The organism is Streptomyces sp. NPDC038707 (assembly GCF_040636485.1).
Lineage (GTDB): Bacteria > Actinomycetota > Actinomycetes > Streptomycetales > Streptomycetaceae > Streptomyces.
In genome coordinates this window covers 50,364-75,576 of record NZ_JBEZUP010000039.1, presented here as the reverse complement: position 1 = coordinate 75,576, position 25,213 = coordinate 50,364, and the positions used below count along the sequence as shown (strand labels likewise).

Genomic DNA, 25,213 nt, shown 5'->3' with positions numbered 1-25,213 from the left:
GTCAATCTCGACTTCAGGGACCCCCTCATCGCACTGCTGGAGACCGCAGTGCAGTACCTCAACGTCGGCGACACCCCAGCCCATCCGACCCACCTAGTCCGCGCCCTCGCAGTGGCCCGCGCCATCAACGCCCAGCCGTAGCCCGCCGCCCGCCCGGCACACCCGAGCGGGCCACACCACCAGGAGCAGCACGTGACCGACACCCCGGCCCCGACCCTCGCTAGCGAGATCCGCACCGCAGCCGAGAAGCTCCGGGCACTCGCCACCGCGGCCAGCACCGACGGCCGCCGCAAGAACGCCCCCACCGCGCGCTGGCACTTCAAGAAGCGCGACAACCGCGGCTACATCTACTCCGAGAACCCCGTCGGACCCGGCGTCCGCATCACCCCCAGTACCCCCGCCAGCCCCGGCATGCGACCCGAACACGGTGAGTACGCCGCCACCATGGACCCCACAGTCGGCCTCCTCCTGGCCGACCTGCTGGAGGACCAAGCCGACGGCGACGACCAAGGCGAGATCAACCCCTGGGCCCTCGCGCTCGCCCGTGAACTCAACGGCGGTGAGCAGCAGTGACCGCCAGCCCCTACGGACGCGGCACCTGCCCCGTCTGCCACCGCGAGATGAACCTCACGAAAACCGGCGTCCTTCGTCACCACGGCGGCCCCGCCGGCAGCGGCTACCTGAGCCCCCGCGCCTACCGCTGCAAGGGAGCCGGACAGAAGCCGATCCTCTACGCCTGGTGCTTCAGCCACGGCCGCCTCCACACCTTCGACGGCACGCCCTGGTGCACCGCCACCTGGGCCCGCCTCACAGGCGCCACCGAGACCGAAGCGCTCGCCAACAAGCAGGCCCGGTACGACGACGCCCAGTTCCTCCACCAGCTCCCCGACGAGCAGCAACTCGATCTGATCACCAACCGAGACCCGGAGTGGCAGCCGTGACCGACCCCGTTGTCCCGCCTCACATCCTCAGCATGTACGCCCAGCTGTACGCCGAACTGATCGACCTCCGGCAGTACGCCACCATGACCGAACAGGCCCTGGCCATCGCCCGAATCGACCTCGATCACGCGAAGACTGACCTCGCCGTCCTCCGCGAGGTGGCACGCGGCTACTGCGAGCACTGCGGGCGCGGCGACGCCACACCACCACCCGAGGCCTACGAGGAGCAGCGAGCCCGAGCCGCACGCGCCGAAGCCGCCATTGCCCGCGTCCGTGAGATCCACAGTCGCGGCGTCCGGACGAACGCATGCAACGACTGCGGCCAACCGTGGCCCTGCGAAGTCACCCACGCCCTCGACCAGCCCGCGCCGGCGGCAGCGACCCGAGCGGCCGGCCCGCAGGAGGCGACCGATGCGTGACCAACCCGCCGGCCCGACCTGGCGCGACGACCCCGACACCCTCGACCAGCTCTGCGACCTCGGCGCCGAAGCCCTCCACGAGCCGGCCGAACGCCAGCCCCGCGACCTCCGCGGGCAAGGACTCACCGCGGCCCAGCTCCAGCACATCACCACCATCACACCCGATCGGAGGTACCTGTGACCCCACTGACCAGCCACGAACTCCGCGTCCTCCAACTCGTGGCCCTCGGCTACACCCACAAGGAGATCGCCGAACAACTGGTCATGACAGCGAAAGGCGTCACCCCCACCGTCAACCGGGCCATGCACAAACTCGGCGCCCGGAACGCCCCTCACGCCATCCACCTCGCCTACCAGACCGGCCTGCTCCGCCGAGAACGCCACGGCGACCACGCCGGCTACACCGCCCACCTCCGACGCCACGAACCCCCCTGTGACGACTGCGCCCGCGGCGAGATCGCCTACCGGGCTGCACGGCGCAGCCGCCGCACCGCCGCCTGACCCGCCGCACGCCCGCACGAAAGGCACCGCAGTGATCTACGACGTCGCACCCGAGACCGTCCCCTGCGCCGTATGCGACCGCGCCGCCCGCGAACGCGTCCACCGCGGATGCCGCGACCGCATGGCCGACGACCTGCGAGACCTGCCCCAGCTGTACCGGCAGCTCGCCGTCGCCCTGCTCCCCGGCCGGCGCGGCGACGGCCCCGCAGTCTCCAGCACACCCGGCAGCAGCATGCCGTCCAACGAGGACGCCCTCGATCTCCGCTCCCGCGGCGGCATCGAAGGCGTCGTCGGCGGCTGGGCCCGCGACCTCTGCGACCGTGAGAACTGGGACGTGCCCGCCTACCAGTCGGTGCAGGCGATCGTCGACTGGGCGTGCACCGTCCTGCTTACGAACCTCGGCGTCATCTGCGATGAGCACCCGGCGGTGAAGGAGATCGCGCAGGAGCTGGGCAAGGTCACAGCGCAAGCGCGGGGTCTTGTCACCGGCGAAAAGCAGCCCAGGAAGATCGGTGTCTGCTGCCCCTGCGGACGCACCCTGAAGATCACCATAGACACGGCCGGCGTCCGCTGCCCCTCCTGCTCCGCGCAGTACGGGCACAGCGAGGCGCTCCGGCTGCCCCTCGCCGAGAGGCGGGCCGCATGAACTGCCAGTGCTGCACGATGATCGTCGAGAAGGGGCTGCGACGCAGCCGGCCGGCCGTCGCCCGCTGGACCCATTGGCACGGCTACACCACCCTCCTCTGCCAAGACTGCCTCGACGCCTGGCTCGACAACGCTGACGACGACGACAGCCTGGAACCCCGCGACTGGAGATGGCTGTGAGCGACGACGCACCTGCCGAACACGCCACCAGCCGACTGCCCATCGTCACCGCCACCGACGGGCACGCCTACCTCGGAGCCGACGCCGTCGTCGCCCTCCTCCGCGCCATCGCCGCCAGCTGCCGCAACCTCGCCGACGACCCCGACTGCACCCTGGCCGGCGCCGCAGCAGCCATCGACCTCGAAGCCGACAACCTCGACTGCCTCGCCATTCAGCACACAAGACCAGCCCCATAGAGCCAGCGGCATATGCCAACAGGTACCACCCCTGAACGTTGAGGGGTGGTACCACCTCCGCGTACTAAACAGTGCGCTACGGTGAAATCACGCGCCAAGAATTGTGTGGGCCAGGAGGACGCGATGAGCGAGCAGACGTGGACCATCGACTCGATCGCCCACGCGCTGCCCCACCCGGTGAGCAGGCAGAAGTTCCTCGCAGAGATCAACCTCGCGCCCGTCGATCAGCTCCCCGACGTGATCGCCACATGGGTACGGCTCGTCGAACGCCTCGACGCCTCACGCCCCGCCCTCGAACGCACGCTCCAGTTCGCGCAAAATCACCACGGAGAGCTACCACACCAGTACGTTGACGACGGCAAAACCGACGAGTGGCTCGACCAATGGGCCGCCAGCCTGGGGCGAGGGAGCAGCGACGCCGCGTGACGTACCACCTGATCGTCCCGCCCGACCTCCGGCGGGACATCATGAGGCAGCCCCTCGACACCCAGCGGACCCTGTTCCAGCTCCTGCAGGCCATCCGCGACGACCCCGACGGCGCGACCGTCGCCTACGGCGAAGACGTCCCCGACAGCCTGATCCGCATGCGCACCGGCGCCCGCGGCAACGTCATCACCATCGTGATCATCAACGACCACACGATCACCGTCACCCTCGTCGACTACGCCGCCGCATAGACCAGCAGAAGGCCCCGCCCGGAGCGCCCGGGCGGGGCCTTTCGCGTGCGCGGCTACAGCTCAGTCAGCTCGTACCGGTCCGGCAGCGGCGGCAACGGCACCCGAAGCAGCCGGCCCAGCATCGCGCGAGCCATCAACTCCCACTCCGCCTCCGGCCGGCCCGCCGGACGCACGAATAGCACACTGCCGTCCGATCGGACGTAGGCGCCGCCCGTGAAGCCCGGTTCCGCCTCCAGCGCACGAACGTCGACGGCGAACTCGGCCAGCAGCTCGGGGAGCGGGGTGCCGAGCAGGTGGCCGGGGGCGGGAACGCGAGCATCCACTGTCCCGGTAGGACATGGCACGGTAATGCTTTGGGCTGTACGGTGGGCCATTGAGACCTCGATTCTTGGGGAGTCGGGTTGAAGACCAGCGAGCTGCGAACTCACTGGTCACACGGCCGGGCGGGTGCGAACCGCCCGGCCGTCTGCATCTCCGGGGAGATGACCCAGAACCTAGCCGGTCATGGGGCTAGCTCGCGATCTAGCCAGAAGGTGATCATCCAGATTCGGCTCCCTCCAGCGGAGCGGAAAAGGCCCCACTCTAACGCACCATTAGTTGCCTGTGACCTGGGATAACAGCAAGAACGGATGTCTCCTCTCGCGGGGTCACCTGCGGTCATGCGCGCGCGCAAGGCGTAAGTTGCCTGCTGGGTGACCCGCAGTTCTGCGTAGTTCTACGGGGCAAAACGGACAGCAAGGATGGCGCGAAATAGGCGCACGACAACGCCCCCGGACAGGCCGGGGGCGAAGGGGGGCGGGCGTCAGGCGGACGGCTCCGACTCGTCGCGAAGGCTGCGGACCGTGGGCTTCCTGAGAAGCGGGACGCCAGCGCGCTTACCGATCGCCTGGATCATGACCGTGCTGAAGGGGAGGAACTTCGAGATGCGCGTGGCCGAGACGCCCTGCCGCATGATCTCTACGAGTCTGGCCTCCAACCGGTCCCGAACGGCAGCCAGTTCGTTTTGCTTGGCCTCGTAGAGAGCGACGAGTTCAGTGGTGGCGTCGTCTGGCGTCCACCCGGCTCGCAGGCGCCCCGACGGTGAACCGGGCTTACCTCTCGATCGTTCGCCTCCGTCCTTGTTCCACTTCGGCCTGCGATACGCGATCAGGTCGGATTCCACGGCTTCGGCTTCCGCCCGGGTGGCAAACCACTCGATCTCCCGCAGAGTGACGTCCGACCACCAGGGCTTCTCGTAGGCGTGAAGCCGCCAGCGTTGCGGAGGGTTGTTCGTGATTCCGACGTAGATCAGTGCGTCATGTTGGTCGTACAGTCGATAAACCGCAGTGCGGCCCTGGTGCGTAGCGATGGCCCCTCCCTGAGGTATCCCAAGTGGTGCGATGATCGAAGAGAGCCCGCTCACCTCATCTGAGCGGGCCCCTTTTCTGCTACTCCTCGTCGGCAGCCCATGCACCAGGGGGATAGACGTCCTCCCATGCCTCCAGCGGCCCCTCCTCGTCATGGAAGACGTTGACGACCACCAGGACAGCTGCCGCCACTTCCTGGGGGAGGTCCACTCCCAGTGCCTTGAGTTCGTCGTTCGAGACGAGACGAGCCGTTCGCTGTTCCGCGCCGCGCATGACCTGGCGACCAGTGCGTTCGGTGTAGATCTTGTGCCAGGGCTGATCGAATGGCTTGCTGTCGAGAACTTCGGGCACGTCGCCCAGGGCCCGCGTGTGGATGTAGGACGTGTCGAGCGTGGGCGGCTTTCCCGGGCGACGGTGCACTCGCCGGCGGATTACGACCTCATCGTGCAGTTCCAGGTCGAGCAGCTCGGCGATCTTCGGATCGGCGACGGACCTCATGCCGACCCACCTCTTGGTTGCCATCTCGCCAGGCGCGTAAGGGTGCCCAGTGCGCTCGATCCGTCGCAGCCGCGCTGCTCCGGTAACGGCCACGTCAGACTGCTCCGTGACGTATGTGCCCTTGCCTGGTTCGGTGCGGATGAACCCCTCCGTCTTCAGGATTTGCCATGCCTTGTTGATGGTGCTGGGCGAGGTCTGAAACTCCTCGGTGACCTGCCTGTGAGACGGCAGCCGCTCGCCAGGTGCGAGCTTTCCGTCCTGGATCGCTGTGCGGTAGTGGGCGGCCAGCTCTGTCGGCGTCGTTGCCGCCGCTTTCTTGGGCTTCCTGCTTGCTCCGGGCACGCGATGGTCCTCCTTGGTGTAGTGCTACACGGTCTCCTCTCGAAGACTAGCTGCGGCTTCTCGTGTGGGAGCACAGCGGATCTCTCTGAGGGTCGACATGGGGACTTGCAGTAGCACTACTGTAGTGCTTCACTTAGGTCGTGCCAAGCAAAAGGCCCCACCGGTGGTAGCGCACCGAAGGGGCCTTGGGCAGCCATCCCTAGAAGCCAGGGAGACCAACCATGAGCACTACCGTACAGCCTCCGTCCGCCCCAGCCCCTGTCGTCCCGGCCCTGGCGCCGGGTCACCGTCTCGTTCCCGCCTTGATCGGCACCCGGGAGTCGTTCCACACCGCCTGGATCCAGGACCCGATCTGGTGTGTGGAGCGGCACGACCAGGAGCCGATGCCGTTCGAGGACATCACGCACACGTCGGCGTCCGAGGACGTCGGCATCTCCTCGCTGCTGAAGCGGGACGGCTCGCTGCTGATGTACGCGATGCTGCAGGCCGACCCCTCCGCCTCCGACCAACGGCTGCGCCGGGCGCACATCGCCGTCGAGCACGACGGCCTGCCGGACTACCACACGCCGGAGATGGCGCGGGCGTTCGCCCGGGATCTGCGGGCGTTCGCCGAGCGGATCGAGGCTCTGGCCGACGCCGCCGAGGCGCACAACGGGGCGGTCGGCGACAGCGACCCGGACATGGACGAGGCGCTGCGTCGGGCCCGCGGTGGTGTCGCATGAGCGCCGAGTCGCCGATCTCGCCCCCGTCCCACCTCGCCGCTCTGGCCGCTGTGCTGCACGAGGCGTCGGACAGCGAGTCGCTGGTTCGCATCTTCGATGAGCTGGCGGCCGAGTCGCTGGCCCTGAGCGAGGCGGCCCCGTCGGAGGAGCTGTGGGCGTTCTGGCTGCGGCTGAGCGAGTCCTTCTACGGTGACGCGCTGGCCATGCGGGTCCCGCCGAAGCCGAAGAAGCGGCGGTGGTTCCGGTGAGCGCCCCGGTGGAGTCGCGTCCGGCGCCGACGCAGCCGGGCCTCAGCGAGGCCGACCGTCTCGCGCACGAGCTGGCGAGCTTCGTCCGCGCCGTGGAGCCGACACCGGACTTGCCGCCGCTGCCCACGGAGCCGGCCGAGCGTCGCCGCGTGATGCAGCTGCGGGGGTGGTGACCGTGGACTCACAGAAGTACAGGCGTCGTTGGCAGCGGGCTGCGTTCGAGGCGCTGGGTGAGTTCCTGGCCGCGGATCTGCCGGCGGTGTCGTGGACGTTGTCGGTGTCGGGTGCGCTGGTCGGGACCGTGGATTCGCTGATGACGGCGCCTGTGTCGGAGCAGCGGGCGGTGTTCGAGGCGTGGGCCCGGCACCTCAACGCCAAGGTGAGCCCGGAGCGGGCCGACTCCAGCGGCGTGGTCCACCTGTACGGCCAGTTCTCGGGGAAGGGCGGTGTGCTCGGTGCGATCCGGGCCACGCTCTACCCGCCGCTGGACGGCGACGCGTGATGGCCTACGACCCGCTGCACAAGCCGGAGAACGATCCGCTGTTCGTCCTGCCGTTGGAGCAGGCCATCGGCCGGGCTCGGGAGGTTCTCGCCGAGAAGGCCACGGCGAACATCCACGACCGGGACGCGATGATTCGCGCCGCTACTGGCCTTCACTACGTCCTGCGCGACCTGCTCGCGGCGATCGACGCTTCGCAGGGCAACAACCGCCCCCGGTAGGGGCCTCTGTTCGGCCGCGGCCGGCTCCCATCCCCCTCGCCTGCCGGCCGCGGCACCCCACCCCACCCCGATCCCTGCCTGACCAGCTGAGGAGATCCGTCATGCCTTCTTCCGCCCGCTCCGAGTCCGCTGCTTGGCCGGAGGGTGTCATCGCCCGCTACGTGACCGTGGGCGGGGCCACCGTCGACGTTCGGGGCGGTGGCGACAGCACGGGCTACGAGTGCACTGGCTGCCCCTACGAGAGCAGCCCGTTCTGGCATCACAGCATCGCGCACGAGCACGCCCAGAAGCACGCCGAGAAGTGCCGCGCCCTGCCCCGTCCCACCGCCTGACCTGCCCCATTCCACACTTCCTGAGAAGCACCGTCATGCCCACGTTCACCCTCATCTCCGCCGCCGAGGACCCGTTCGAGCGGCTCGCTGAGGCCGCGCACGCCACGGTCCGGGCCGGTTTCATCGCCGACTACCTGGCCGCGACGAACCTGATCGACCGGGCGCACGTCGCCTACGAGGTCGCGCTGTACGACGCGGCGAACCCGGGCGAGCCGCCGCTGATGGACGAGATCCGCGGCCTGCACCTGCCGGCGGCTGCCTGATGCCGGATCGCTGCGAGCAGTGCGAGGAGCACGCCGTGCTGCACAAGGGCAACTGGCTCGGCCTCGGTGATCAGAAGACGCCGTGTGAGGCGTGCGAGGACCACGCCCGCAACGGCTGCCCCGACCGTCCGAAGCTCCGCTGGTGGTGACTGACCGGCTGCCTGATCCGCCCGACAGTGCGCGGGCGGTGAGGGGAGCCGGGACAGTCCCGGCCCGGAGAGGACCGTCATGAACTACGCCAACCAGCTCCGCAAGCTCGCCGGCTGGCACACCGAGCAGGCCGACAGCCTTGCCCGCGATGGTGATGCCGACGACGGCCTGTTCAGCCAGCGTGACGCGGTGGCCCGTAAGGCCACCCGCGAGGCGGCGATCGAGAAGCACCGCCGTAAGGCCGCCGAGTTGGAGGCCGAAGCGGCCGCAGCTGATCAGTAGCCGTCGGTGCCCGTCTCGCACGGGCGCCCTGGAGATCTGACCAGCACCCCCACCGTCTCTTTGACCTGTGAGGTCGTCATGCTCCGCATCATCCTCATTGCCCTGTTGGGGCTGTATCTGATCGCTGTCGGTGTGTGGCCGGCCGTCGCGGCGCCGATTGCTGCGGCCCTGACCGGGATCGCCGTCATCGTCGGCCTGGTGCCAGGGCCGGCCTGGCTCGGGCTGGGTGTCATCGCCTGGCTGCGGAACCGGCGGGCGGTCGCCTGATGGCCGCCGAGAGCGGAGCTGGCCGGGCGGATGACAGTCGCGGCCCCGGGCCGGCCCGCGGCTGGCAGCCCACCGGGCCCGGCGAGCAGCACATCAGTGGGCCTGCTCCCGACACGTCGCCCCGCCAGGGCGAATCAACCCGCCTGTACCGACGCGCTCGCGTGCGGGCCAGCTAACCCGAGAGGACATCGACCACCGTGAGCACCTTCGAGTTCGCCATCAGCTTCGCCCTCGTAGTGACCAGCCTGATCATCGCCATCCTGACGCCCTTCGTGATCATCCGGACGAAGGCGCCCCGCTCCTCGACGCGCTTCGACCGCCGCCCCTGGTGATTACCGCCCCCGTCTGCATCCCCCCGTAGCCCAGGAAGGACATCGATCACCGTGACCGCCCCATCCGTCGAGAGGGTCACCGGCACGCCGCTGGCCTCGCCCGAGCCCCGGTTCGAGTACGACCCGGTGGCCCACGCCGAGGCGGAGGCGATCCGGACTCGCGCCGCCGCCGAAGCCGAAGCGGCCCGCATCGAGGCCGAGGGCCGGGCCGAAGCCGAGAAGGTCAAGGCGGCCGAGGAAGCCCGCAAGCTGAAGATCGCCAACGACAAGGCCGAGGCCCGCGCCCGTGAGGAGCAGGCCGCCCGTGAGGCGCGCATCGCCAAGCTGCAGCAGGAACGGGCCGCTGCGGAACGGGCCGAGCGGGAGGCGGCAGAGCAGGCCGAGCGCGAGAAGGCGGTCGAGCAGGAGACGCAGCAGAAGGCTGTGGAGGCCGAGGACTCCTGGCGGTTCTTCGCGATCGCCTTCGCCGTCATGTGCGGCGTGGTCGCCCTCCCTGTGCAGATGGCCGCCTTCTGGAGCGAAGAGGCGCCGTGGATGATCTCCGCGCCGTTCATGTTGGAGGGTGCAGCCTGGGTTGTCCTCCGTGGCGCCGCCGCAGCGGTGGCCGCGCACCGCCCGCACTGGCATTTTCGGCTTATTGCCTGGCTGCTCGCCTTCGTCGCCGCCGGCGTCAACCTGTGGCACGGCCTCACCGCGTTCGACCCGGCCACCGCCATCGGCACCGCGGTCGCCTCGATCGCCGGCCCCGGCGTGTGGGACCTCCACGAGCACGGCCGGATCCGCAAGCGCGACGGCGTCCCCACCCGCCGCGAACGCCGGGCCGCGAAGAAGGAAGCCGAGCGGCTGGCCAAGGAGAAGGCTGCCGAGGAGAAGCGCCGCGCCGATGAGAAGAGGACCGCGGAGACGGCGGCGGTGGAGGCCCGACGGCAGCTTGCCGAGATGCGGGCCAGGGAGTTCCCGAAGGTCTGGGAGCACGCACTCAAGATCGCTGCGGCGCTCGGTGAGACCACCGTCACCGAGGCCGTGTGGAAGCGCGCGCACCGCGACGTCGAAGGCGCCGACCCCGCCGAGTCGGCCGACATCATCCGCATGCGCAATGCCGCCGAGCTGAGGGTCGAAGCAGCCCGCCAGAAGAAGCCCGTGAACGCCCTCTCCAAGACCATGAACGCCCAGCGTGCGATCCAAACACCCCGCTCCAACTACAGGCCTGTTCCGCCGGTCCGCAGGCCGGGTGACACCCCCCGCTACAGCCGCGCAGCCGGCCGCGCGCATGGAGATCTGCTGCGCCAGAAAAACGCCGCGAAAGACGTCCGTCCGAACGCCAACTAGCTCACGTCAGGAGAGATCAACATGAGCGTCACCTTCCGTCAGATTGCCGTCTCGGGCGGCGCGGCCGTGGCCCTCCTCGGGGGCGCCGCAGCGATCACCGCCACGACCCCGGCGCCGGCTGCTGCCGCCACCCAGCACACGGTCGAGCGGGCGGTCACCGCGCCCGTGCAGCTGCCCGACGGGCGCACCGTGCGGATCACCGGGATGGGCGGCTATGGCCACCAGGCCACACCCGACCACGTCACCGCCGTGTCCGCGGTCGCCTACCGCGAGGACGGCAGCCCGAACTACACAACCGGGGTGGCCCCCGACAACGGGGTCACACGGCTGGAGAACCCCATGAACACCCCGCAGCAGCAGCCGGCCGGGGTCAACCAGCAGATCACCACCCAGGCCGGCGGGGGAGCGATCAGCGTCACCGTCGCCATCGGGATCGGTCTCCTGATCGGCGTGGGCTACATGATCAAGCGGGGCTCCGTGAAGCTGGCGCAGGCCGCAGCCTGCACCGCCCTCGGTGTCTATCTCGCCCCCACGTTTGTCGGCCCCCTTGTGCAGCAGCTTGGCGGATCCGTCGGCACCAGCCTCGGCAACGTCTGGTCCAGCTTCTAGCCCACCCACTCGCGCGGCCCTGACCCGGGCCGTGCCCCGCACACAGGAAGGAGCCACTCATGGCCACCGAAGCTGAGCCGGAGCAGACCGAGCAGAGCGAGACGGCCGAGGAGGTGGTCGAGCCCACCCGCGGCGATCGCATCAAGGCGGCGTTCGCCGAGCAGCGCCGGAACGCCGTCGCCCGCACGAAGGACTGGCTGGCTGGCGCCGACCTGGACCACGTCGACGTCGTTCAGGCCGCCACCGACCGCAGGCGACGGCGGCAGGCGGAGCGGATCGCCCAGCAGCAGCGGCACGTCGCTCAACTGCACGCCCGTCTCCATGTGGCAAAGGCCCAGGCTGAGGAAGACGTCAAGGTCGGTGGCCTGTCCTCACTGGCCGGGCAGGTTGCCGAGGCCGAGGCGCGGCTGGAGACGATGCAGGCCGAGCCGGTGCTGCCCCCCACCGACCGGGAGATCGCCAGCCTGCAGCAGACCAAGAAAGCCGGCCGGGCAGCGGCCCTCTTCGGCGGAGGCTTCGCGTCGCTGCCCGCGCTCGGGACCGCGGCGGAGATGACCGCGCACGGGCAGCCGATCGTCCTCGCCGCGCTCGGCACAGCGGCCGGTTACGGCTGGTACCTCGTGTCTCGCCCTTTCGTCGCCGGCCAGCCTGCACCTGCCCCGACCATGCCGGTGATGCCGGTGCAGTCGCTGGCCACCCCGGCACAGGCCGCCCCGACGGTCGACTTGAGCAAGTCCGAACCGTGCCTGAAGCCGCGGGAGTTTGACGCCCCGCCGCCGCCCGCGCTCACCGTCGAGGAACTCGAGTCGGCGCTGCGCGCCATCGGGGAGGTGCGAGGGGACGAGAAGATCCAGATCTTGGCCGTGCCGCAACGCGATGCCGACGGTAACACCACGGTCGTCTTCGACCTGCCGCCGCGGACCACCGTCGCCGAGCTGAAGAAGAAGCTGCCCAAGCTCGCCGGCGCGCTCGGCCGCGACGTGTCCATGGTCGACATCGAGAAGGCGGGCACCGAGGTCCGCACCTCGCTGTGGATGACGGACAAGGACGCCTTCGCCGACACCCGGCCGTCCCCTCTCCTTAGGAGGCCCGTCCAGCTCGACGCATGGAAGGACGGGGTGCCTGTCGCCTGGAACAAGCGAGGTATCACCGTTCGGCTGGCGATCAACAACCAGTCGTTCGTTATCGCAGGCCGCAGCCGCTCTGGTAAGGGTGTCGGCGCGTCCAACCTGGTCGTCGGCACCGGATTCGACCCGCGGATCAACGTGCGTCTTGTGGCAGGCAAGAACAACGGAGAGTGGGACCCCTACGCCAAGACCGGAGTCGCGTCAACGTACTTCAAGCCCAACCCGGAGCGCCTGCTCGCCCTGCTCAAGGCGTTGCTGGCCGACAAGGATCGACGCGAGGCCGATCTCGGTGCGCTCGGCAAGAGCAAGCTCGTAACGCCAGTAATTGAGCAGGTTGGCGGCCTGGAGCTGCTGGTCATTGACGAGCTCGCTACCTACACCCGCCCGGGCAAGCCGCTGCGTGAAGAGATCCTCGAAGCGCTCATCGAGTTGTCCGCGGTTGGTCTGAGCTCAGGCATCTTCATGGTGCTGATCACCCAGTATCCGGAGGCGGACGTCATCCCGCAGGCCCTTGCGATGAACTGCGGCGCCCGGTGGGCGATGGCCGTGGAAAACGCGACCCAATCCAATGCGATTCTCGGCGGCGGCCAGGCCAGCGCGGGCCGTGACGCCTCCAAGTTCGATCCGCCACGGCCCGGCTTCGGCTGGCTCGTCAACACGTCCGCTGGCGTCACCGACCTGGCCCGGTCATACGACTTGGATGAGGACGAGCGCGGCGAGATCACCATGCTGCTGGAGAAGGCAGCGAAGATCCGGCAGGCGGCTGGGCGACTGGCCGGCCAGTGGGACGACCCGATCGAGAAGCACCTCCTCAACGCGACCGGCCTGTCCTCGGCGGCTGGCGGGCCCAAGCGAGACGGCGTCCCGGGTCGGCCCGCCATCAACCGCACGCCGGAGCAGCGGATGCAGATGGATGCACTGCGTGGCTGCTTGATCGCCATGAACGATCTCGGACGGGACGTGGCGCAGTGTGGCGAGATGGCAGAGATCATCGGCGGCGGCATGACCGAGGACCGTCTCGGTGAGCTCCTGCGAGCGGCAGGCGCCGGGACCACGGTGAAGATCCAGATCCCGGGCCTCCCGAACCGTGTGAACGGCTATAGAAGGGCCCCCATCGCGGAGGCCCTCAGCTTCCTCGAAGGCCACTGAGCTGCGGCAAAACGCCCCGATATGCCCCGGACAGTCCCCCGGACACCCCCCGGACGCTGATCTTGTCGACCCGGACGCGACCCGGGTCGCGTCCACCCCCCGTCCGGGGTGACGTCCGGGTACAAACCGCCACATGTCCACCCGAACAAACCACTACAAACAGGAGAAATGTATGGCTACCAGCTCGTGGACCTGGACGCTCGTCATCCGCAACTCCGAGCGCGAAATCACCATCACGGGCGGCACCACAGCCCCCGCCAACGCCACCGTCCATTCGATCATCCCCGGAATCGTGGAGGGCGCCAAACGGCGGTACGGCACCGACTTCGAGCCCGTCAGCTTCCACGCCGACAAGATCGCCTGAGCCGACCCCCACCTCACACCACGACGGAGATCACCATGGCCAAGACCTGGGGCGCGGGCGACGAGAGGCGCTTCGCCCGCGACATTCAGCTCGGCAAGCCGTACTACATCGTCTACAAGATCGCCCAGAACCTCGCGCCCTACGAGGACGCGGAGCTGTACAGCGAGATCGTGTTCACCGGCCGGCTGCCGTTCACCAACACCCCCTGCACGGAATACGGCTCAGACGCAGCCACCATCCTCCGCTGCCACGGCCCCATCCACGACACCCCGCCCCGCCGCATGCGCAACATCGCCGACGTCGCCGCCAGCGTCGGCGCACCCCTCGGCGACAACTACGAAGGCATCCTCGACGCCGCCGAGATCCGCGGCCTGGAGAAGCGCGTCGCCGACAGCAGCGACCCGCGGAAGCGGACCCGGCTCGGCGCCGGCCGCTGGTAACCACACCCAGCCATCCACAAGATCAGGAAACCGCCATGCCCGACTACAGCAACCCGAACACCAAGCTCACCGCTCGCCGCTACGCGTGGGACGTCACGTTCCAGCTCGGCCCCGTGCACAACGGCCGCTCCATCACCCAGGACGTCACCGACGGCACCTACGACACGCAGCCCGGCGCCACCGTGGGATCCCTTCTCGCCGGGCTCGTCACCTGGTTCGCGAAGACCCAGGGCCACCCGACGTCCGACGTCACCATCGTGCGCTACCGGCTCCGCGAGAAGTAACCCTGCCGGGGCGCCCCCCATCACCCCGACCAGCACAGATAGGAGACATCTCATGCCGAACTGGCCGAACAAGACGGTCCCGGAATTCACCGACGACGAGCTGGCCGCCGCGATCGAGCAGCACGAGAACAGCGCCGACCCGGTCACACAGCAGATCGTGCAGAGCTGCATCCACGAGTGGGAGCAGCGCCGCGGCCTCACCACATACCTGGAGGACTGACGTGCCCACCACCAGCTACGGCCACGAACTGGCCATCGGTGATCACACCGAGCGCGACGACACTCCGGTCTGCTGCGACAGCGACATGACCAGCCAGGACCACAACGCCGGCCACCGCGACTACACCTGCGGCGTCTGCAGCGCCGTCGTCACGATCGACCCCAACGGCATCGTCTTCGACGTCGCCGACTAGCTCTGCCGGGGCGCCCCTCGATGCCTGCCAGCGAACCAGGGGCGCCCCGGGCCCATCCACACGTCACCGCGCAGAGAGCAGCCCCAACATGACCACGATCGCCGCCCCCGTAGCAAGCCCGCCCCGGGCCCTGACGTTCGATGAGCGGCTCGCGCTCGCAGTGCTCGCCGTCGACGCCCGCATCCCCACAACCCAGCTCGACCTCGCCGACGTCATCCGCATCCCCGTCGACGCCCCGCCCTCGGCCGCCCCCACCCCGTACCAGACACCACTCGCCGCACTCTTCCACCGGGCCCTGGTACGGATCGAGACCGACGGGTGGGCGCGCGGAGCCCTACGGGACGAGAACGGACGGCGGTGCGCGATCGGCGCCATCCGGGCCGAGGCCGCCAGCGCGGGCCAAGCCGACGAAGCGTCCGCGATCCTCCTCGACGTCGTCCGCCGCGAGTTCGGCGGCGACACCGTGCCCAGCTGGAACGACGCCCAAACCAGCCCGCGCCCCGTCCTTCTCGCTCTCAGCCGCGCCGCCGAACACGCCCACAACCACAACCTCTAAGGAGATCACCATGTCCAAGCCCAACAAGAAGGCCGTCCAGGAGTACGTCCAGGAGAACCAGCTCCTCGCCGAGTTCCGCCGAGCCGAAGCTGCCCTCTACGACAACGCCGCCCGCGAAGCCGCCGCCGGCATCACCCACGAGACCCCGGAGTTCCTGCGGTTCAACCAGGCCGTCATCGACGCCGGGAAGCGGCTCCCCAAGCGGTTCCGCCACCTTGCGAAGAAGGGCTGACCATGGGCATCAGCATCAGCCACGGAGCCCGTGGCCCCCGCTCCGCCCTCACCCTCGCCAACCTCGGCCAGCACCTCGCCCACACCCTCACCGGCAGCGAATGGAGGGAGATCGCCGACCTGTTCGACGGATCATTCGCCGACGTCGCCAGCATCCCGCCCCGCCGCGCAGACCGCATCGGCGACCTGCTCCACCAGGCCGCCCGGCACCGCCTCATGCCCGCCGACTGGGGCGGCCTCGCCGTCGAAATCGGAGACGCCGCCCACCGAGCCGCCCGCGCCCGCCAGAACTGGGAATGGACGTGAGACCGGCCTGTACAGGTCTTGCTTGACCTGCCGATCACCGGTATGTCACAGTGCCCTCATCCGGATACTCGTGTGTCCGCAGTGACTTGAGCCCCCAGCTTCCGGCCGGGGGCTCTCTGCATGTTCGGGGGAGGCACCCGTGGACGTGACCGAGCTGTACCCCAACGACCTCGTCTACGAGCACGAAGCAACCGCAGCGACCGGTGTCCCCGGCCCCGTCATCCGCCAGTGGGCGCGACGCGGGAAGATCCAACGGTTCCAGGGCGACGGCCGGCTCACCGGGCAAGGCCACGAGTACAAGACCATGTACGCCCTGCCCGAGATACAGCAGCGCGCCGCAACCTACCGGCCCATGCCCCAGCGCGCTCGCCGCGCCGCCTGATCGACCCAATCCCCGCACACCACCTGACAGACGCCGTCGCAGCGATCACCATGGATCGATCCGCGACGACAGGAGTAGACGTGTTCGGGAAGAAGAGCGACGAGGAGAAGGCAGCAGCCAAGAGGCAGCGACAGATCACCGCGGCAGCAGCGGCAGCCGGCCTCACCGTGATGGGCGGCCAGTTCCGTGCCCCCAATCAGGACCCTGTCCCCGTCGATGGGGCCCGGGTCACCATAGAGCGGGGGGAGGATGCCGGGAAGCGGGTCACCGCCACCCGAGTCCTGCTCACGGGCCTGTTCGCCCTGGCCCTGAAGAAGGACATGAACCAGCTCTTCATCACCATCGAGAACGGCGACAAGGTCATGCTCTGCCCCGTGCCCGCGATGAAGGAAGCACAGGCCCGCATCCTCGCTACCCTCGTCAACGGCGAGGCAACCGGGGTAGGCGGCGCCGAGTAGCCCCCCACCCAACTGCACCCCCCGGGGTGTAGACCCGCTCTACTCCCGGGGGTGGCCATGCATATCCGCATCAGCGACGGCACGGTCGATGTAGAGGTCGAGGCCAGGGGCTACTCACGTCGACGACTGGCTGCAACTGAAGCAGCAGCACGTCGACTCCTCGATGCGCTGCGAAGGGAACAACCGGCGGACGAAGGCGCAGCCTTCGGGTTTGCCGCAGGCCGGAGCCTCGATGGCGTCAGCCTGGACAGCGACACCGAGCGGGCCGAGCCCTACGTCGACGACCGAGGCGAGGACGACGAGGACGACCAAGCATGAGCGGTGGATGGCAAGGCAGCAATAGGCACGATGAGTTACCTGATGACTGGTACACGCGTATCAGACCGATGATCCTCGAACGTGATGGGTATCGATGCCAAGCCTGTGGCGGGGCGGCGACGGACGTCGACCACATCGGTGACAAGCACGACCACAGACCGGTCAACCTGCAAGCGCTGTGCGGCTGGTGCCACCGGCGGAAGACGTCCCAGCAGGGCAACCGGTCGCCGAACCGGCAGCGGGTCAGTGAGGCTCGGCCGAAGGAGCGGCATCCGGGGCTGATGTGATCGGCCCGGGTGTGTGTTGATCTCCCCGGCCGGGTTGGATCAAGGACCCCTGGCCACCCCTCCCTCCCCCCACCCCCTGGAAGCCCGGGGAGGTGCTGCGGCTGACCCTGGCTACGGGTCTGGGGGATTTGCCCCTCCTGGCTCCTGGGTGGGCTTGTGACGGTCTACCGGGTGCCGGCCGGGCTGCTGTGGGGTCCGGTGCGGCAGATGGCCGTTCAGGGCTTCGACTTCGGACGGCCGCTCTGTATCGGTCGTGTATCAGCAGGTCAGAGCGTGGATTGGCGTTACAGTCTCCGCTAGAATGGGTGCATGAAGACGAGGCGATGCGACCACTGCGGGGACCATCTCGGTGCTCGGCACGCGCACAACGCCCGCTACTGCTCAGGCCGGTGCCGGACCGCAGCCTGCCGGGCACGCAAGACCCTTCCGGCCGAGATGACGTCCCGGCCGCGGTGGATCCGGCGCACTGAGCGGAAGGTGCCGGTGACCGTGGACGGGCAGCCGGCGAGCAGCACAGCCCCAAGGACCTGGTCGTCTCACCGCGCGGCTGCGTCGAGCAGCGCGGGGGCCGGGCTGGGCTTCGTGCTGAACGGTGACGGCATCGCCTGCGTGGACCTGGACCACTGCCTGGTGGGCGGCAAGCTCGCCGACTGGGCCCGGCGACTGGTCGACATGGCTCCGGGCTGCTGGGTTGAGCGCTCGGTGTCCGGTGACGGCCTGCACATCTGGGGTTTCGGCCGCCTGGAGCGCGGCCGGCGGCTGTCGATGGATGGCGGCTCGGTGGAGCTGTACGCCGATGGCAGGTACATCGCGGTCACTGGCGACACGTGGGGCGACACGCCTCGTCGGCTCGGTGACCTGAGTGGATTGATCGACGCCTTGCTGTAGCTGCCCGACACGGGTCGCTGCGGCGCACCCGACACGGGAGGTATGGGCATGGCTGGGATGGGACCGCCTCCGAAGGACCCGGGCAAGCGGGCCAGGACGAACAAGGATCCGGTGGCGCAGACCGTTCTGCGGTTCGAGAAGGCGGAGGCGCCGGACCTGCCGGACTTCCGTATCAAGAACGACGATGGCCGGTCGGTGAAGTTCCGCTGGCCGCCGCGGACGGTGGAGTGGTGGGAGAAGTGGAAGGCTTCCCCTCAGGCGGAGCACTTCTCCAGCACGGACTGGGAGGAGTTGCTGACCACGGCGCTGGTCCATGCCCGGGTTTGGTCGGGTGATCTGTCGGCTGCACCGGAGCTCCGGCTGAGGGTGGCGAAGTTCGGCGCCACGATGGAGGACCGGGCCAGGCTGCGCATGCAGTTCGCGGCGGCCGACGAGGCGGACTCGAAGCGACCGGCTGCTGGGGCGAGCGCACGGGCGAAGTACGGGGATCTGCGGGTTCTGCCAGGCGGCGAGGGCAAGAAGGCCGCCGGGGAGTCCTGATGCCTTGGCGCGGCCCGCAGTACGAGGGCGAGTTGCCTACGCTCGGCTGGCTGGTGCTGGACTGGATGGGTGCGATGCTGGCCGCTCCGGACCGGGCGGATCCGGAGCCGTTGGTCTTGACGCGCGAGCAGGCCCAGTTCGTGCTGAACTTCTACACGATCGATCCGGCGACGGGTCGGCGCCGCTACCGTCGCGGGGTTCTCTCACGTCCGAAGGGGTGGGGGAAGTCGCCGATCCTGGCGGCTATCGCCTGCGCGGAGGCGCTCGGACCGGTCCTCTTCGACGGCTGGGACGCGGACGGCGAACCTGTGGGCAAGCCGTGGGCGGAGATCCGCACGCCGTGGGTGCAGCTGGCTGCGGTGTCCGAGGATCAGACGAAGAACGCTTGGGCGCCGCTGCTGGAGATGCTCCGCGAGGGGCCGGCGATCGACGAGTACGCGGGCCTTGAGGTGCTGGAGACGTTCGTCAACCTGCCCAAAGGCCGCATCGAGTTCGTCACCTCGGCTGCGACCAGCCGGGAGGGTAACCGGCCGGTGTTCTGTGTGCTGGACCAGACGGAGGAGTGGCGGCCGTCGAACGGCGGGGTCCGACTGGCGGCGGTCATCCGACGCAACCTCGGCAAGACGGGCGGCTCAAGCATCGAGTCCCCCAACGCCTACGTTCCCGGCGAGGGTTCGGTGGCGGAGTCGTCCGCCGAGTACTGGCGGAAGATCTTGGAGGGCCGGGCCCGCGATGACGGCCTGCTGTACGACCATCGGGAGTGGCCGGCGGAGACTGACATGTCTGACCGTGCCTCTCTGCTGGCAGGCCTGGCCGTGGCCTACGGCGACAGCGCGCAGCCTGCCGGCGGCTGGGTGGACCTGGAGCGGCTGGCGGCCGAGGTGTGGGATCCGGCGACAGACCCGCAGGACGCGCGCCGCTACTACGGCAACCAGATCACCGCGGCAACGGACTCGTGGCTGTCGCAGCCGGAGTGGGCGGGCTGCGCGGACGCCGGGAAGGTGCTCGCCGACGGCGATGCGATCACGCTCGGGTTCGACGGCTCCCGTGCACGGGCCCGCGGCGTGACGGATGCGACGGCGCTGGTCGGCTGCCGGGTCTCGGATGGCCACGTCTTCCTGCTGGGCTGCTGGGAGCAACCGGACGGCCCGGCTGGGGACAACTGGCGGGTGCCGGTGCTCGAAGTACTGGCCACAGTCGAGGAGGCCTTCAACCGCTACCGGGTGGTGGGCATGTATGCCGACCCGGCGAAGTGGGAGGGGCACGTCGCGGACTGGGAAGCCCGCTGGGGTACGGGCCTGCAGGTGAAGGCCACCCGCGATCACCCCATCGAGTGGTGGATGACGGGCGGCCGGTCGAGTCTCATCGTCCGAGCCCTGGACAAGTTCCACTCGGCGGTCGTGGACCGCGAACTGACGCACGACGGATCCAGCGTCCTGACCCGGCACGTGCTCAATGCTCGGCGCCGCAAGGGCCGCTCCGGCATTCAGATCATGAAGGAGCACCCGGACTCCGCGCGGAAGATCGACGCGGCGATTGCGTCGGTGCTGGCCTGGCAGGCCCGGCTGGATGCGGTGGCCAAGGGCTTGGCCGAGGAAGAGGAGCCGATGGGCGGCTTCACGTTCTGACGAGATGCGGGGGTGACTTCGTGCTGGATGACACCCCTGGCACGCCGGACTGGTGGCTGCTCCGGCTCGGCCGAAGGATGCGGGACCGGCGCAAGGAACTCGACCGCTGGTGGGACTACTACCGTGGCCACCACCCGCTGCCGTCGCTGCCGAAGAACGCCGCCGCTGCCTTCCTGGAGTTCCAGCGGAAGAGCCGGACGAACTTCTGCCGGCCGGTCGCGGACGCGCCGGTGCACCGGCTTCAGGTGCTCGGTGTGACGGACGCGCAGGGCAAGCCGGACGATGACGCGCTGCGCTGGTGGCAGTCCAACAAGCTGGACTCGCGGCAGAAGCTGCTGTACCGGACGGTGATGGCGCAGGCCCAGGCCTATGTGATCGTCGGCCCGCATCCGACCCGCACCGAGCCGGACGGCGAGACGCCGTCTCCGTTGATTACGGCGGAGCATCCAAGGCAGGTCATCGTCGAGCACGATCCGGCGACAGGGGAGCGGGCTGCCGCGCTGAAGGCGTGGTGGGACGACATCGAACGGATCGGCCGGGCCACCGTGTATCTACCGGATGGCCTACAGCGGTACGTGACTCCGCGGCGTTCAGGTGCGGTTCTGCCGTGGGGGCGGGAGTCGTGGGAGTTGGACGGCGAGTTCGAGGAGCACGACCTGGGCGCGGTCCCGGTGGTGCCATTCGAGTGCCGCCCGGATCTGATGGAGGACCCGGAGCCCGAGTTCGGCTGCGTGCTGGACATCCAGGACCGGGTCAACCTCGGTGTGCTGAACCGGATGACGGCGGCTCGCTACTCGGCGTTCAGGCAGGGTTATGTGACGGGCCACAAGTTCCGCAAGCGGGTAGACCCGGCGACCGGGCTCGAAGTGGTGGAGCAGCCGTTCGTGCCGTCGCCGTCGGCGCTCTGGGCGAGCGAGGGCGAGAACGTCAAGTTCGGGCAGCTGGACGCCACCGACCTGTCTGGCTTCTTGAAGGAACACGAGTCAGACGTGCGGGACATGCTGGTTCTCTCGCACACCCCGGCCTACTACTTCGCCTCCGACCTGGTGAACATCTCCGCGGATACGGTGAATGCCCTGGACGTCAACCATCTGGCCAAGGTGGGGGAGCATCAGGCGACGTTCGGCGAGTCGTGGGAGGACGTGTTCGCTCTGGCCGCCGCGCAGGCTGGTGTGGACCGGGACTACTCGCAGTCTGAGGTGCGCTGGGCGGATCCGCGCCGACTCAACCCGTCGGTCATCGCGGACGCGGCGACGAAGAAGGCGAGCGTCGGCTACCCGCTGGCGATCCTGGCTGAGGACATGGGCGAGTCCCCGCAACGGGTGCGCCGCATCACCTCGGAGGCGGCGGGTGCCGCCCTGCTGGCCAGCACAGTTCTGCCGGCGGCTCCGACCGGGCAGCAGCCCACAACCGCTAACCCAGAGCGGACCGGGCTGTGAGCGAGGCGACGCAGGCAGCGCTCGATGCCCGGTACACGTCGGTGACGGTGGCGCTGCGGCAGCGGTTGCTGGGCTTCGTGCTCCAGGCTTTCAGCGGCCTCAGCAGCTACCGCGACGAGGATGCCACCGCGTTCGTCGAGCAGATCCTGCCCGTAGTGCTGGGGGCTCAGCAGCAGATGGGCGCCCTGACGGACGCCTACCTGTCATCCATGGTCGGGGACATGTTCGGCGGGGCAGCGGCGACGCTCGGAGTGCAGATTCCCGGCGCGATCCGCGGCGTCCCGCCAGAGGAGGTGTACCGGCGGCCCTTCGTGACGATCTGGTCGGCCCTGGCCGAAGGCAAGTCGATGACGGACGCGGTCCGGCAGGGGCAGAACCGGCTGACGTCGATCACGGGCACGGACCTGCAGCTGGTGAGAACCGAGGCGACACGCCAAGTCCTCGGCGGCGACGACCGGGTCAAGTTCTACCGGCGGGTCCTGCGCGGCTCGTACAACTGCGCCCTCTGCGTCATCGCTAGCACGCAGCGCTATCACAAAGAGAAGCTGATGCCCATTCACCCCGGCTGCGACTGCGGCACCCGGCCGTTGCCTGCCGACCAGGACCCGGGCCAGGTTCTCGATCCGGAACTGCTGGAGGCCGCGCACGACGCGGTACAGGCGGGCACCGGAAAGGTCGACCGCGGCGGAAGGCTCCCCGACTACAGGGACATCATCATCGACCGCCAACACGGCGAACTCGGCCCGATCATGGCGATTCGCCGCCAGGACTTCACCGGCCCGAAGGACATCCCCGGCCGGTGACCAGCGTCGCCGACACGGCAGCGCTCACCACACACCACCCGACACGGGAGCATCACGCATGCGCGCACACCCCTTCGCACGACGGACGCTCATCGCCGCCGCCGCCGCTGGCTGGGCCCACCCTTACCCGGTGAGCCCGTTCTCGCCGCTGCTGTACGCGGACGGCGGCACCAGCGACGACGACTCCGACGCCGGCACCCAGACCGAGAAGCCCGACACGGGCGACACGTCGACCGACACCGCCGAGGCGGACAAGGACACGACGGACTGGAAGGCCGAAGCGGAGAAGTACAAGGCCCTGATGCGCAAGCACGAGGCCCGCGCGAAGGAGAACGCGGCTGCCGCCAAGGAGCGCGATGAACTGCGCAAGCAGTCCATGTCCGAGCAAGAGAAGGCTGTCGAGGAAGCATCCGCCAAGGCGCGAGCCGAAGAGCGGGTCCGGCTCGCAGGCAAGCTCGCCCGGCAGGGCTTCATCGCTGCCGCTGCGGGCCGGCTGCCGAACGCGGCTTCGGTCGCTGACGACCTGAACCTCTCCAAGTACGTCGGCGAGGACGGCGAGATCGACGAGTCTGGCCTGGCCGAGCTGGTCGACCGTCTGGCACCGCCGAAGCCGGAGAGGAAGGCGGACGCCGAATCGGAGACGAAGCCGCGCAGCGGGCGCGGCTTCGACCAGGGGCCGCGCGGCACGGGTGGCCGCGAGAAGGCCACCTCGGTCGCTTCCGGCCGCGAGCTGTGGGCGCAGCGAAAGAAGACCACCAGCATCTGACTCCCGAGGATGGGACATGAATCTGACCCCCAACGTTGAAGGGTTCGGGCAGGACGACCAGTCGTGGCTGGCGTCCGCGCACGGAACCGACAACGCGAAGACGATCACCCTGGACACGTCCGCGTTCACCGCGGGCACCCACTACCCCAACGGCTACTTCCCCTCGGGTCTCCCGCTCGGCAAGATCACGGCGACGGGCAAGTACGGGCCGTACAACAACGCGTCCTCGGACGGCACCGAGGTGCTGGCCGGGTTCCTGGTCACCGCGATCGCGGCGCCCAGCGTCAACACCATCGACCCGCAGGGCGCCATGCTCTGGCACGGCGCCGTCGTCGAGGCCAAGCTCCCGGTCGCCGTCGACTCCGCCGGCAAGACGGACGTCGCCGGCCGCATCAGCTTCTTCTGAGAGGGGTGACACACCACCATGCTGATCAACAATGAGTATGTCGCCCCCGCGGAGCTCACCGGCTACGTGCGCGCGGCACTGGCGGACATGCAGATGAACCGGTTCCGCCTGGCGGCCTGGCTGCCGAACCGCACCATCGACGACCTGCAGTACAGGTTCGATCGGGGCGGCGCCGAGGGGCTGGCAGAGGCCGCCACCTTCCGTGCCTACGACGCCGAGTCCCCGATCGGTTCCCGGCCGGGCATCACCCGGGTCACCGGCGAACTGCCCCCCGTCTCGCGGAAGATCCGGCTGGGCGAGTACGACCGGCTGCGCCAGCGGCGCCTCAACACCCGGGTCCGCGGGCAGATCCTGACCGACGCCGAGCGGATGACCCGTTCGGTCGCGGCCCGTATCGAACTCGCCCGCGGCGAGGCCCTGTACAAGGGGAAGATCGACCTGGCGGAGAACGGCATCGTCGCCTCCGTCGACTTCGGCCGGTCCTCCTCCCACACGGTCAACGCGGCCACCGCCTGGACGGACACCGCCAACGCCACCCCGCTCACCGACCTGATCGCCTGGGCGGAGGTCTACCGGACGACCAACGGTGTCGCCCCGGGTGCGGTGCTGCTGTCGTCGGCCGCGCTGGGCCTGCTGATCCGAAACGCGGAGATTCGGGCGCTGGCTGCCACCGTGGTCGGCACCCCGAACGTGGTGCCGCAGGACACCGTGCAGAGCATCTTCCAGGCCAACGGCCTGCCGATGTTCGAGGTGTACGACGCGCAGGTCCGGGTCGGCGGCACCAGCCAGTACGTCATCCCCCGCGACAAGGTTCTGCTCCTGCCGGCCGCGGGAGACCCCAACGACCCGGAGTCCTCGGAGATGGGCGCCACCCTGTGGGGCACCACCGCCGAGTCCCTGGAGCCGGAGTTCTCCCTGGAGGAGGGCGAGGAGCCGGGCATCGTGGCCGGCGCCTACTCCACCAAGGACCCGGTCGCGGTGTGGACGAAGGCGGCGGCCGTCAGTCTGCCGATCCTCGCCAACCCCGACATGTCGTTCTGCGCGGACATCGGGACGATCTCGTGACGGCCCGGTCCGCAGTCCACGTCTACGTCACCAACAAGGACGGCACGCGACGGCAGTGGCTGCAGCCCGGCGACGAGGTGCCTTCCTGGGCGCGCCTGGACAAGCGCAACATGCAGGGCGAGCAGCAACAGGCCCGCACAGCCGCCTCGGACCAGACCCAGGGCGGCGAAGTCACCGAACCGGCCCGGTCCGGTAAGGGATCCGGCGTCAAGGAGTGGCGAGCCTACGCGGAAGCCAGGGGCGTCACCGTCGACCCGGACATGTCCCGGGACGACATCATCGCCGCCTGCGAACGGGCCGGCGTCACCTCGTCGGAGGGATAAC

47 protein-coding genes are annotated in these 25,213 nt (G+C 69.2%); 44 read left to right on the top strand and 3 right to left on the bottom strand.

What is annotated here, in order from left to right; all coding sequences use genetic code 11:
* Nucleotides 1-192: 192 nt before the first annotated feature.
* The 10 genes from AB0E62_RS34325 to AB0E62_RS34280 all read left to right on the top strand — a co-directional run bounded on the left by AB0E62_RS34325 (nt 193) and on the right by AB0E62_RS34280 (nt 3,599).
* Entirely contained in the window at nt 193-573 is a 381-nt protein-coding gene (locus AB0E62_RS34325; protein WP_362202995.1) for a hypothetical protein, read from the top strand.
* Nucleotides 574-620: 47 nt separating this feature from the next.
* Entirely contained in the window at nt 621-941 is a 321-nt protein-coding gene (locus AB0E62_RS34320; RefSeq protein ID WP_362202992.1) for a hypothetical protein, read from the top strand.
* Nucleotides 942-973: 32 nt separating this feature from the next.
* A complete protein-coding gene (locus AB0E62_RS34315) occupies nt 974-1,360 on the top strand; it encodes a hypothetical protein (protein ID WP_362202989.1) in 387 nt (128 codons plus the stop codon).
* Nucleotides 1,353-1,541, top strand: coding sequence for a hypothetical protein (locus tag AB0E62_RS34310; protein WP_362202986.1), 189 nt, complete (start codon nt 1,353-1,355; stop codon nt 1,539-1,541). The genes AB0E62_RS34315 and AB0E62_RS34310 overlap by 8 nt, the downstream gene beginning before the upstream one ends.
* A complete protein-coding gene (locus tag AB0E62_RS34305) occupies nt 1,538-1,861 on the top strand; it encodes a helix-turn-helix transcriptional regulator (RefSeq protein WP_362202983.1) in 324 nt (107 codons plus the stop codon). Before AB0E62_RS34310 ends, AB0E62_RS34305 begins: the two co-directional genes overlap by 4 nt.
* A 31-nt stretch (nt 1,862-1,892) precedes the next feature.
* The gene (locus AB0E62_RS34300) at nt 1,893-2,507 is read left to right on the top strand and encodes a hypothetical protein (protein ID WP_362202980.1); all 615 of its coding nucleotides are present in this window, start codon (nt 1,893-1,895) and stop codon (nt 2,505-2,507) included.
* Entirely contained in the window at nt 2,504-2,686 is a 183-nt protein-coding gene (locus AB0E62_RS34295; RefSeq protein WP_362202977.1) for a hypothetical protein, read from the top strand. The genes AB0E62_RS34300 and AB0E62_RS34295 overlap by 4 nt, the downstream gene beginning before the upstream one ends.
* Nucleotides 2,683-2,922, top strand: coding sequence for a hypothetical protein (locus AB0E62_RS34290; protein ID WP_362202974.1), 240 nt, complete (start codon nt 2,683-2,685; stop codon nt 2,920-2,922). Before AB0E62_RS34295 ends, AB0E62_RS34290 begins: the two co-directional genes overlap by 4 nt.
* Nucleotides 2,923-3,045: 123 nt before the next feature.
* Nucleotides 3,046-3,348, top strand: a complete 303-nt coding sequence (locus tag AB0E62_RS34285) for a hypothetical protein (protein ID WP_362202971.1) — start codon at nt 3,046-3,048, stop codon at nt 3,346-3,348.
* Nucleotides 3,345-3,599 carry a hypothetical protein gene (locus AB0E62_RS34280; RefSeq protein ID WP_362202968.1) on the top strand — a complete coding sequence of 85 codons (255 nt, stop codon included), beginning with the start codon at nt 3,345-3,347 and terminating at the stop codon, nt 3,597-3,599. Before AB0E62_RS34285 ends, AB0E62_RS34280 begins: the two co-directional genes overlap by 4 nt.
* Before the next feature lie 53 nt (nt 3,600-3,652).
* On the opposite strand, the gene AB0E62_RS34275 is transcribed toward AB0E62_RS34280, so the two are convergent.
* From AB0E62_RS34275 to AB0E62_RS34265, 3 genes are all read right to left on the bottom strand, one after another.
* The gene (locus AB0E62_RS34275; protein ID WP_362202965.1) at nt 3,653-3,922 is read right to left on the bottom strand and encodes a hypothetical protein; all 270 of its coding nucleotides are present in this window, start codon (nt 3,920-3,922) and stop codon (nt 3,653-3,655) included.
* 479 nt (nt 3,923-4,401) lie between these two features.
* Nucleotides 4,402-5,001 (bottom strand): GIY-YIG nuclease family protein, encoded by a 600-nt coding sequence (locus AB0E62_RS34270; RefSeq protein ID WP_362202962.1) that lies wholly within the window; start codon nt 4,999-5,001, stop codon nt 4,402-4,404.
* Nucleotides 5,002-5,026: 25 nt separating this feature from the next.
* A complete protein-coding gene (locus tag AB0E62_RS34265; RefSeq protein ID WP_362202959.1) occupies nt 5,027-5,785 on the bottom strand; it encodes a GntR family transcriptional regulator in 759 nt (252 codons plus the stop codon).
* 221 nt (nt 5,786-6,006) lie between these two features.
* Between AB0E62_RS34265 and AB0E62_RS34260 the strand changes: the two genes are divergently transcribed.
* The 34 genes from AB0E62_RS34260 to AB0E62_RS34095 all read left to right on the top strand — a co-directional run bounded on the left by AB0E62_RS34260 (nt 6,007) and on the right by AB0E62_RS34095 (nt 25,212).
* Complete coding sequence (locus AB0E62_RS34260) at nt 6,007-6,507, top strand: hypothetical protein (RefSeq protein ID WP_362202956.1); 501 nt, start codon at nt 6,007-6,009, stop codon at nt 6,505-6,507.
* Nucleotides 6,504-6,755, top strand: coding sequence for a hypothetical protein (locus AB0E62_RS34255; RefSeq protein ID WP_362202953.1), 252 nt, complete (start codon nt 6,504-6,506; stop codon nt 6,753-6,755). Before AB0E62_RS34260 ends, AB0E62_RS34255 begins: the two co-directional genes overlap by 4 nt.
* Nucleotides 6,752-6,928 (top strand): hypothetical protein, encoded by a 177-nt coding sequence (locus AB0E62_RS34250; RefSeq protein ID WP_362202950.1) that lies wholly within the window; start codon nt 6,752-6,754, stop codon nt 6,926-6,928. The genes AB0E62_RS34255 and AB0E62_RS34250 overlap by 4 nt, the downstream gene beginning before the upstream one ends.
* Nucleotides 6,929-6,930: 2 nt before the next feature.
* Nucleotides 6,931-7,257, top strand: coding sequence for a hypothetical protein (locus AB0E62_RS34245; protein WP_362202947.1), 327 nt, complete (start codon nt 6,931-6,933; stop codon nt 7,255-7,257).
* Nucleotides 7,257-7,475: a hypothetical protein gene (locus AB0E62_RS34240; protein WP_362203004.1), complete on the top strand. Its 219-nt coding sequence runs from the start codon at nt 7,257-7,259 to the stop codon at nt 7,473-7,475. The genes AB0E62_RS34245 and AB0E62_RS34240 overlap by 1 nt, the downstream gene beginning before the upstream one ends.
* 101 nt (nt 7,476-7,576) lie before the next feature.
* Nucleotides 7,577-7,807 carry a hypothetical protein gene (locus AB0E62_RS34235; protein ID WP_362202945.1) on the top strand — a complete coding sequence of 77 codons (231 nt, stop codon included), beginning with the start codon at nt 7,577-7,579 and terminating at the stop codon, nt 7,805-7,807.
* Nucleotides 7,808-7,842: 35 nt separating this feature from the next.
* Complete coding sequence (locus tag AB0E62_RS34230; RefSeq protein ID WP_362202942.1) at nt 7,843-8,070, top strand: hypothetical protein; 228 nt, start codon at nt 7,843-7,845, stop codon at nt 8,068-8,070.
* Complete coding sequence (locus tag AB0E62_RS34225; RefSeq protein ID WP_362202939.1) at nt 8,070-8,219, top strand: pRL2-8; 150 nt, start codon at nt 8,070-8,072, stop codon at nt 8,217-8,219. The genes AB0E62_RS34230 and AB0E62_RS34225 overlap by 1 nt, the downstream gene beginning before the upstream one ends.
* 79 nt (nt 8,220-8,298) lie before the next feature.
* On the top strand, nt 8,299-8,502 hold the full coding sequence (locus AB0E62_RS34220; RefSeq protein WP_362202936.1) for a hypothetical protein: 204 nt from the start codon (nt 8,299-8,301) through the stop codon (nt 8,500-8,502).
* Between the two features lie 78 nt (nt 8,503-8,580).
* On the top strand, nt 8,581-8,769 hold the full coding sequence (locus AB0E62_RS34215; protein WP_362202933.1) for a hypothetical protein: 189 nt from the start codon (nt 8,581-8,583) through the stop codon (nt 8,767-8,769).
* A 197-nt stretch (nt 8,770-8,966) separates the two neighbouring features.
* Nucleotides 8,967-9,101, top strand: a complete 135-nt coding sequence (locus AB0E62_RS34210; RefSeq protein ID WP_362202930.1) for a hypothetical protein — start codon at nt 8,967-8,969, stop codon at nt 9,099-9,101.
* Between the two features lie 126 nt (nt 9,102-9,227).
* Nucleotides 9,228-10,430, top strand: a complete 1,203-nt coding sequence (locus AB0E62_RS34205; RefSeq protein ID WP_362202927.1) for a hypothetical protein — start codon at nt 9,228-9,230, stop codon at nt 10,428-10,430.
* Between the two features lie 21 nt (nt 10,431-10,451).
* Entirely contained in the window at nt 10,452-11,039 is a 588-nt protein-coding gene (locus AB0E62_RS34200) for a hypothetical protein (protein WP_362202924.1), read from the top strand.
* Nucleotides 11,040-11,098: 59 nt separating this feature from the next.
* Nucleotides 11,099-13,315: a hypothetical protein gene (locus tag AB0E62_RS34195; protein ID WP_362202921.1), complete on the top strand. Its 2,217-nt coding sequence runs from the start codon at nt 11,099-11,101 to the stop codon at nt 13,313-13,315.
* A gap of 172 nt (nt 13,316-13,487) precedes the next feature.
* Nucleotides 13,488-13,679, top strand: a complete 192-nt coding sequence (locus tag AB0E62_RS34190) for a hypothetical protein (RefSeq protein WP_362202918.1) — start codon at nt 13,488-13,490, stop codon at nt 13,677-13,679.
* A 35-nt stretch (nt 13,680-13,714) separates the two neighbouring features.
* On the top strand, nt 13,715-14,119 hold the full coding sequence (locus AB0E62_RS34185; protein ID WP_362202916.1) for a hypothetical protein: 405 nt from the start codon (nt 13,715-13,717) through the stop codon (nt 14,117-14,119).
* Nucleotides 14,120-14,154: 35 nt separating this feature from the next.
* Nucleotides 14,155-14,403, top strand: a complete 249-nt coding sequence (locus AB0E62_RS34180; RefSeq protein ID WP_362202913.1) for a hypothetical protein — start codon at nt 14,155-14,157, stop codon at nt 14,401-14,403.
* Between the two features lie 52 nt (nt 14,404-14,455).
* Nucleotides 14,456-14,623: a hypothetical protein gene (locus AB0E62_RS34175; RefSeq protein ID WP_362202910.1), complete on the top strand. Its 168-nt coding sequence runs from the start codon at nt 14,456-14,458 to the stop codon at nt 14,621-14,623.
* A gap of 1 nt (nt 14,624) precedes the next feature.
* Nucleotides 14,625-14,816, top strand: coding sequence for a hypothetical protein (locus AB0E62_RS34170; RefSeq protein WP_362202907.1), 192 nt, complete (start codon nt 14,625-14,627; stop codon nt 14,814-14,816).
* A gap of 88 nt (nt 14,817-14,904) precedes the next feature.
* Nucleotides 14,905-15,372, top strand: coding sequence for a hypothetical protein (locus AB0E62_RS34165; protein ID WP_362202904.1), 468 nt, complete (start codon nt 14,905-14,907; stop codon nt 15,370-15,372).
* Nucleotides 15,373-15,382: 10 nt separating this feature from the next.
* Nucleotides 15,383-15,604 (top strand): hypothetical protein, encoded by a 222-nt coding sequence (locus AB0E62_RS34160; protein ID WP_362202901.1) that lies wholly within the window; start codon nt 15,383-15,385, stop codon nt 15,602-15,604.
* Between the two features lie 2 nt (nt 15,605-15,606).
* Complete coding sequence (locus tag AB0E62_RS34155) at nt 15,607-15,909, top strand: hypothetical protein (protein ID WP_362202898.1); 303 nt, start codon at nt 15,607-15,609, stop codon at nt 15,907-15,909.
* Nucleotides 15,910-16,048: 139 nt separating this feature from the next.
* Entirely contained in the window at nt 16,049-16,291 is a 243-nt protein-coding gene (locus AB0E62_RS34150) for a hypothetical protein (protein ID WP_362202896.1), read from the top strand.
* Between the two features lie 80 nt (nt 16,292-16,371).
* The gene (locus tag AB0E62_RS34145) at nt 16,372-16,749 is read left to right on the top strand and encodes a hypothetical protein (RefSeq protein WP_362202893.1); all 378 of its coding nucleotides are present in this window, start codon (nt 16,372-16,374) and stop codon (nt 16,747-16,749) included.
* A 51-nt stretch (nt 16,750-16,800) separates the two neighbouring features.
* On the top strand, nt 16,801-17,067 hold the full coding sequence (locus tag AB0E62_RS34140) for a hypothetical protein (RefSeq protein WP_362202890.1): 267 nt from the start codon (nt 16,801-16,803) through the stop codon (nt 17,065-17,067).
* 776 nt (nt 17,068-17,843) lie between these two features.
* On the top strand, nt 17,844-18,242 hold the full coding sequence (locus AB0E62_RS34135) for a hypothetical protein (RefSeq protein WP_362202887.1): 399 nt from the start codon (nt 17,844-17,846) through the stop codon (nt 18,240-18,242).
* Nucleotides 18,243-18,290: 48 nt separating this feature from the next.
* The gene (locus tag AB0E62_RS34130) at nt 18,291-18,782 is read left to right on the top strand and encodes a hypothetical protein (RefSeq protein ID WP_362202884.1); all 492 of its coding nucleotides are present in this window, start codon (nt 18,291-18,293) and stop codon (nt 18,780-18,782) included.
* On the top strand, nt 18,782-20,410 hold the full coding sequence (locus tag AB0E62_RS34125; RefSeq protein ID WP_362202881.1) for a terminase: 1,629 nt from the start codon (nt 18,782-18,784) through the stop codon (nt 20,408-20,410). Before AB0E62_RS34130 ends, AB0E62_RS34125 begins: the two co-directional genes overlap by 1 nt.
* 20 nt (nt 20,411-20,430) lie before the next feature.
* The gene (locus tag AB0E62_RS34120) at nt 20,431-21,849 is read left to right on the top strand and encodes a phage portal protein (RefSeq protein ID WP_362202879.1); all 1,419 of its coding nucleotides are present in this window, start codon (nt 20,431-20,433) and stop codon (nt 21,847-21,849) included.
* On the top strand, nt 21,846-22,652 hold the full coding sequence (locus AB0E62_RS34115; protein ID WP_362202876.1) for a hypothetical protein: 807 nt from the start codon (nt 21,846-21,848) through the stop codon (nt 22,650-22,652). Before AB0E62_RS34120 ends, AB0E62_RS34115 begins: the two co-directional genes overlap by 4 nt.
* A gap of 130 nt (nt 22,653-22,782) precedes the next feature.
* Nucleotides 22,783-23,418: a hypothetical protein gene (locus AB0E62_RS34110; RefSeq protein ID WP_362202874.1), complete on the top strand. Its 636-nt coding sequence runs from the start codon at nt 22,783-22,785 to the stop codon at nt 23,416-23,418.
* A 16-nt stretch (nt 23,419-23,434) separates the two neighbouring features.
* A complete protein-coding gene (locus tag AB0E62_RS34105) occupies nt 23,435-23,824 on the top strand; it encodes a head decoration protein (RefSeq protein WP_362202871.1) in 390 nt (129 codons plus the stop codon).
* Nucleotides 23,825-23,842: 18 nt separating this feature from the next.
* The gene (locus AB0E62_RS34100; protein WP_362202868.1) at nt 23,843-24,889 is read left to right on the top strand and encodes a major capsid protein; all 1,047 of its coding nucleotides are present in this window, start codon (nt 23,843-23,845) and stop codon (nt 24,887-24,889) included.
* Nucleotides 24,886-25,212, top strand: a complete 327-nt coding sequence (locus AB0E62_RS34095; RefSeq protein ID WP_362202865.1) for a hypothetical protein — start codon at nt 24,886-24,888, stop codon at nt 25,210-25,212. Before AB0E62_RS34100 ends, AB0E62_RS34095 begins: the two co-directional genes overlap by 4 nt.
* Nucleotide 25,213: the final 1 nt, after the last annotated feature.

Coding starts and splice junctions, on each gene's coding strand:
- AB0E62_RS34320 (WP_362202992.1), top strand. CDS start 621: ATGAACCTCACGAAAACCGGCGTCCTTCGTCACCACGGCGGCCCCGCC.
- AB0E62_RS34315 (WP_362202989.1), top strand. CDS start 974: ATGTACGCCCAGCTGTACGCCGAACTGATCGACCTCCGGCAGTACGCC.
- AB0E62_RS34310 (WP_362202986.1), top strand. CDS start 1,353: ATGCGTGACCAACCCGCCGGCCCGACCTGGCGCGACGACCCCGACACC.
- AB0E62_RS34295 (WP_362202977.1), top strand. CDS start 2,504: ATGAACTGCCAGTGCTGCACGATGATCGTCGAGAAGGGGCTGCGACGC.
- AB0E62_RS34285 (WP_362202971.1), top strand. CDS start 3,046: ATGAGCGAGCAGACGTGGACCATCGACTCGATCGCCCACGCGCTGCCC.
- AB0E62_RS34260 (WP_362202956.1), top strand. CDS start 6,007: ATGAGCACTACCGTACAGCCTCCGTCCGCCCCAGCCCCTGTCGTCCCG.
- AB0E62_RS34255 (WP_362202953.1), top strand. CDS start 6,504: ATGAGCGCCGAGTCGCCGATCTCGCCCCCGTCCCACCTCGCCGCTCTG.
- AB0E62_RS34240 (WP_362203004.1), top strand. CDS start 7,257: ATGGCCTACGACCCGCTGCACAAGCCGGAGAACGATCCGCTGTTCGTC.
- AB0E62_RS34235 (WP_362202945.1), top strand. CDS start 7,577: ATGCCTTCTTCCGCCCGCTCCGAGTCCGCTGCTTGGCCGGAGGGTGTC.
- AB0E62_RS34230 (WP_362202942.1), top strand. CDS start 7,843: ATGCCCACGTTCACCCTCATCTCCGCCGCCGAGGACCCGTTCGAGCGG.
- AB0E62_RS34225 (WP_362202939.1), top strand. CDS start 8,070: ATGCCGGATCGCTGCGAGCAGTGCGAGGAGCACGCCGTGCTGCACAAG.
- AB0E62_RS34220 (WP_362202936.1), top strand. CDS start 8,299: ATGAACTACGCCAACCAGCTCCGCAAGCTCGCCGGCTGGCACACCGAG.
- AB0E62_RS34215 (WP_362202933.1), top strand. CDS start 8,581: ATGCTCCGCATCATCCTCATTGCCCTGTTGGGGCTGTATCTGATCGCT.
- AB0E62_RS34200 (WP_362202924.1), top strand. CDS start 10,452: ATGAGCGTCACCTTCCGTCAGATTGCCGTCTCGGGCGGCGCGGCCGTG.
- AB0E62_RS34195 (WP_362202921.1), top strand. CDS start 11,099: ATGGCCACCGAAGCTGAGCCGGAGCAGACCGAGCAGAGCGAGACGGCC.
- AB0E62_RS34190 (WP_362202918.1), top strand. CDS start 13,488: ATGGCTACCAGCTCGTGGACCTGGACGCTCGTCATCCGCAACTCCGAG.
- AB0E62_RS34185 (WP_362202916.1), top strand. CDS start 13,715: ATGGCCAAGACCTGGGGCGCGGGCGACGAGAGGCGCTTCGCCCGCGAC.
- AB0E62_RS34180 (WP_362202913.1), top strand. CDS start 14,155: ATGCCCGACTACAGCAACCCGAACACCAAGCTCACCGCTCGCCGCTAC.
- AB0E62_RS34175 (WP_362202910.1), top strand. CDS start 14,456: ATGCCGAACTGGCCGAACAAGACGGTCCCGGAATTCACCGACGACGAG.
- AB0E62_RS34165 (WP_362202904.1), top strand. CDS start 14,905: ATGACCACGATCGCCGCCCCCGTAGCAAGCCCGCCCCGGGCCCTGACG.
- AB0E62_RS34160 (WP_362202901.1), top strand. CDS start 15,383: ATGTCCAAGCCCAACAAGAAGGCCGTCCAGGAGTACGTCCAGGAGAAC.
- AB0E62_RS34155 (WP_362202898.1), top strand. CDS start 15,607: ATGGGCATCAGCATCAGCCACGGAGCCCGTGGCCCCCGCTCCGCCCTC.
- AB0E62_RS34130 (WP_362202884.1), top strand. CDS start 18,291: ATGGCTGGGATGGGACCGCCTCCGAAGGACCCGGGCAAGCGGGCCAGG.
- AB0E62_RS34125 (WP_362202881.1), top strand. CDS start 18,782: ATGCCTTGGCGCGGCCCGCAGTACGAGGGCGAGTTGCCTACGCTCGGC.
- AB0E62_RS34105 (WP_362202871.1), top strand. CDS start 23,435: ATGAATCTGACCCCCAACGTTGAAGGGTTCGGGCAGGACGACCAGTCG.
- AB0E62_RS34100 (WP_362202868.1), top strand. CDS start 23,843: ATGCTGATCAACAATGAGTATGTCGCCCCCGCGGAGCTCACCGGCTAC.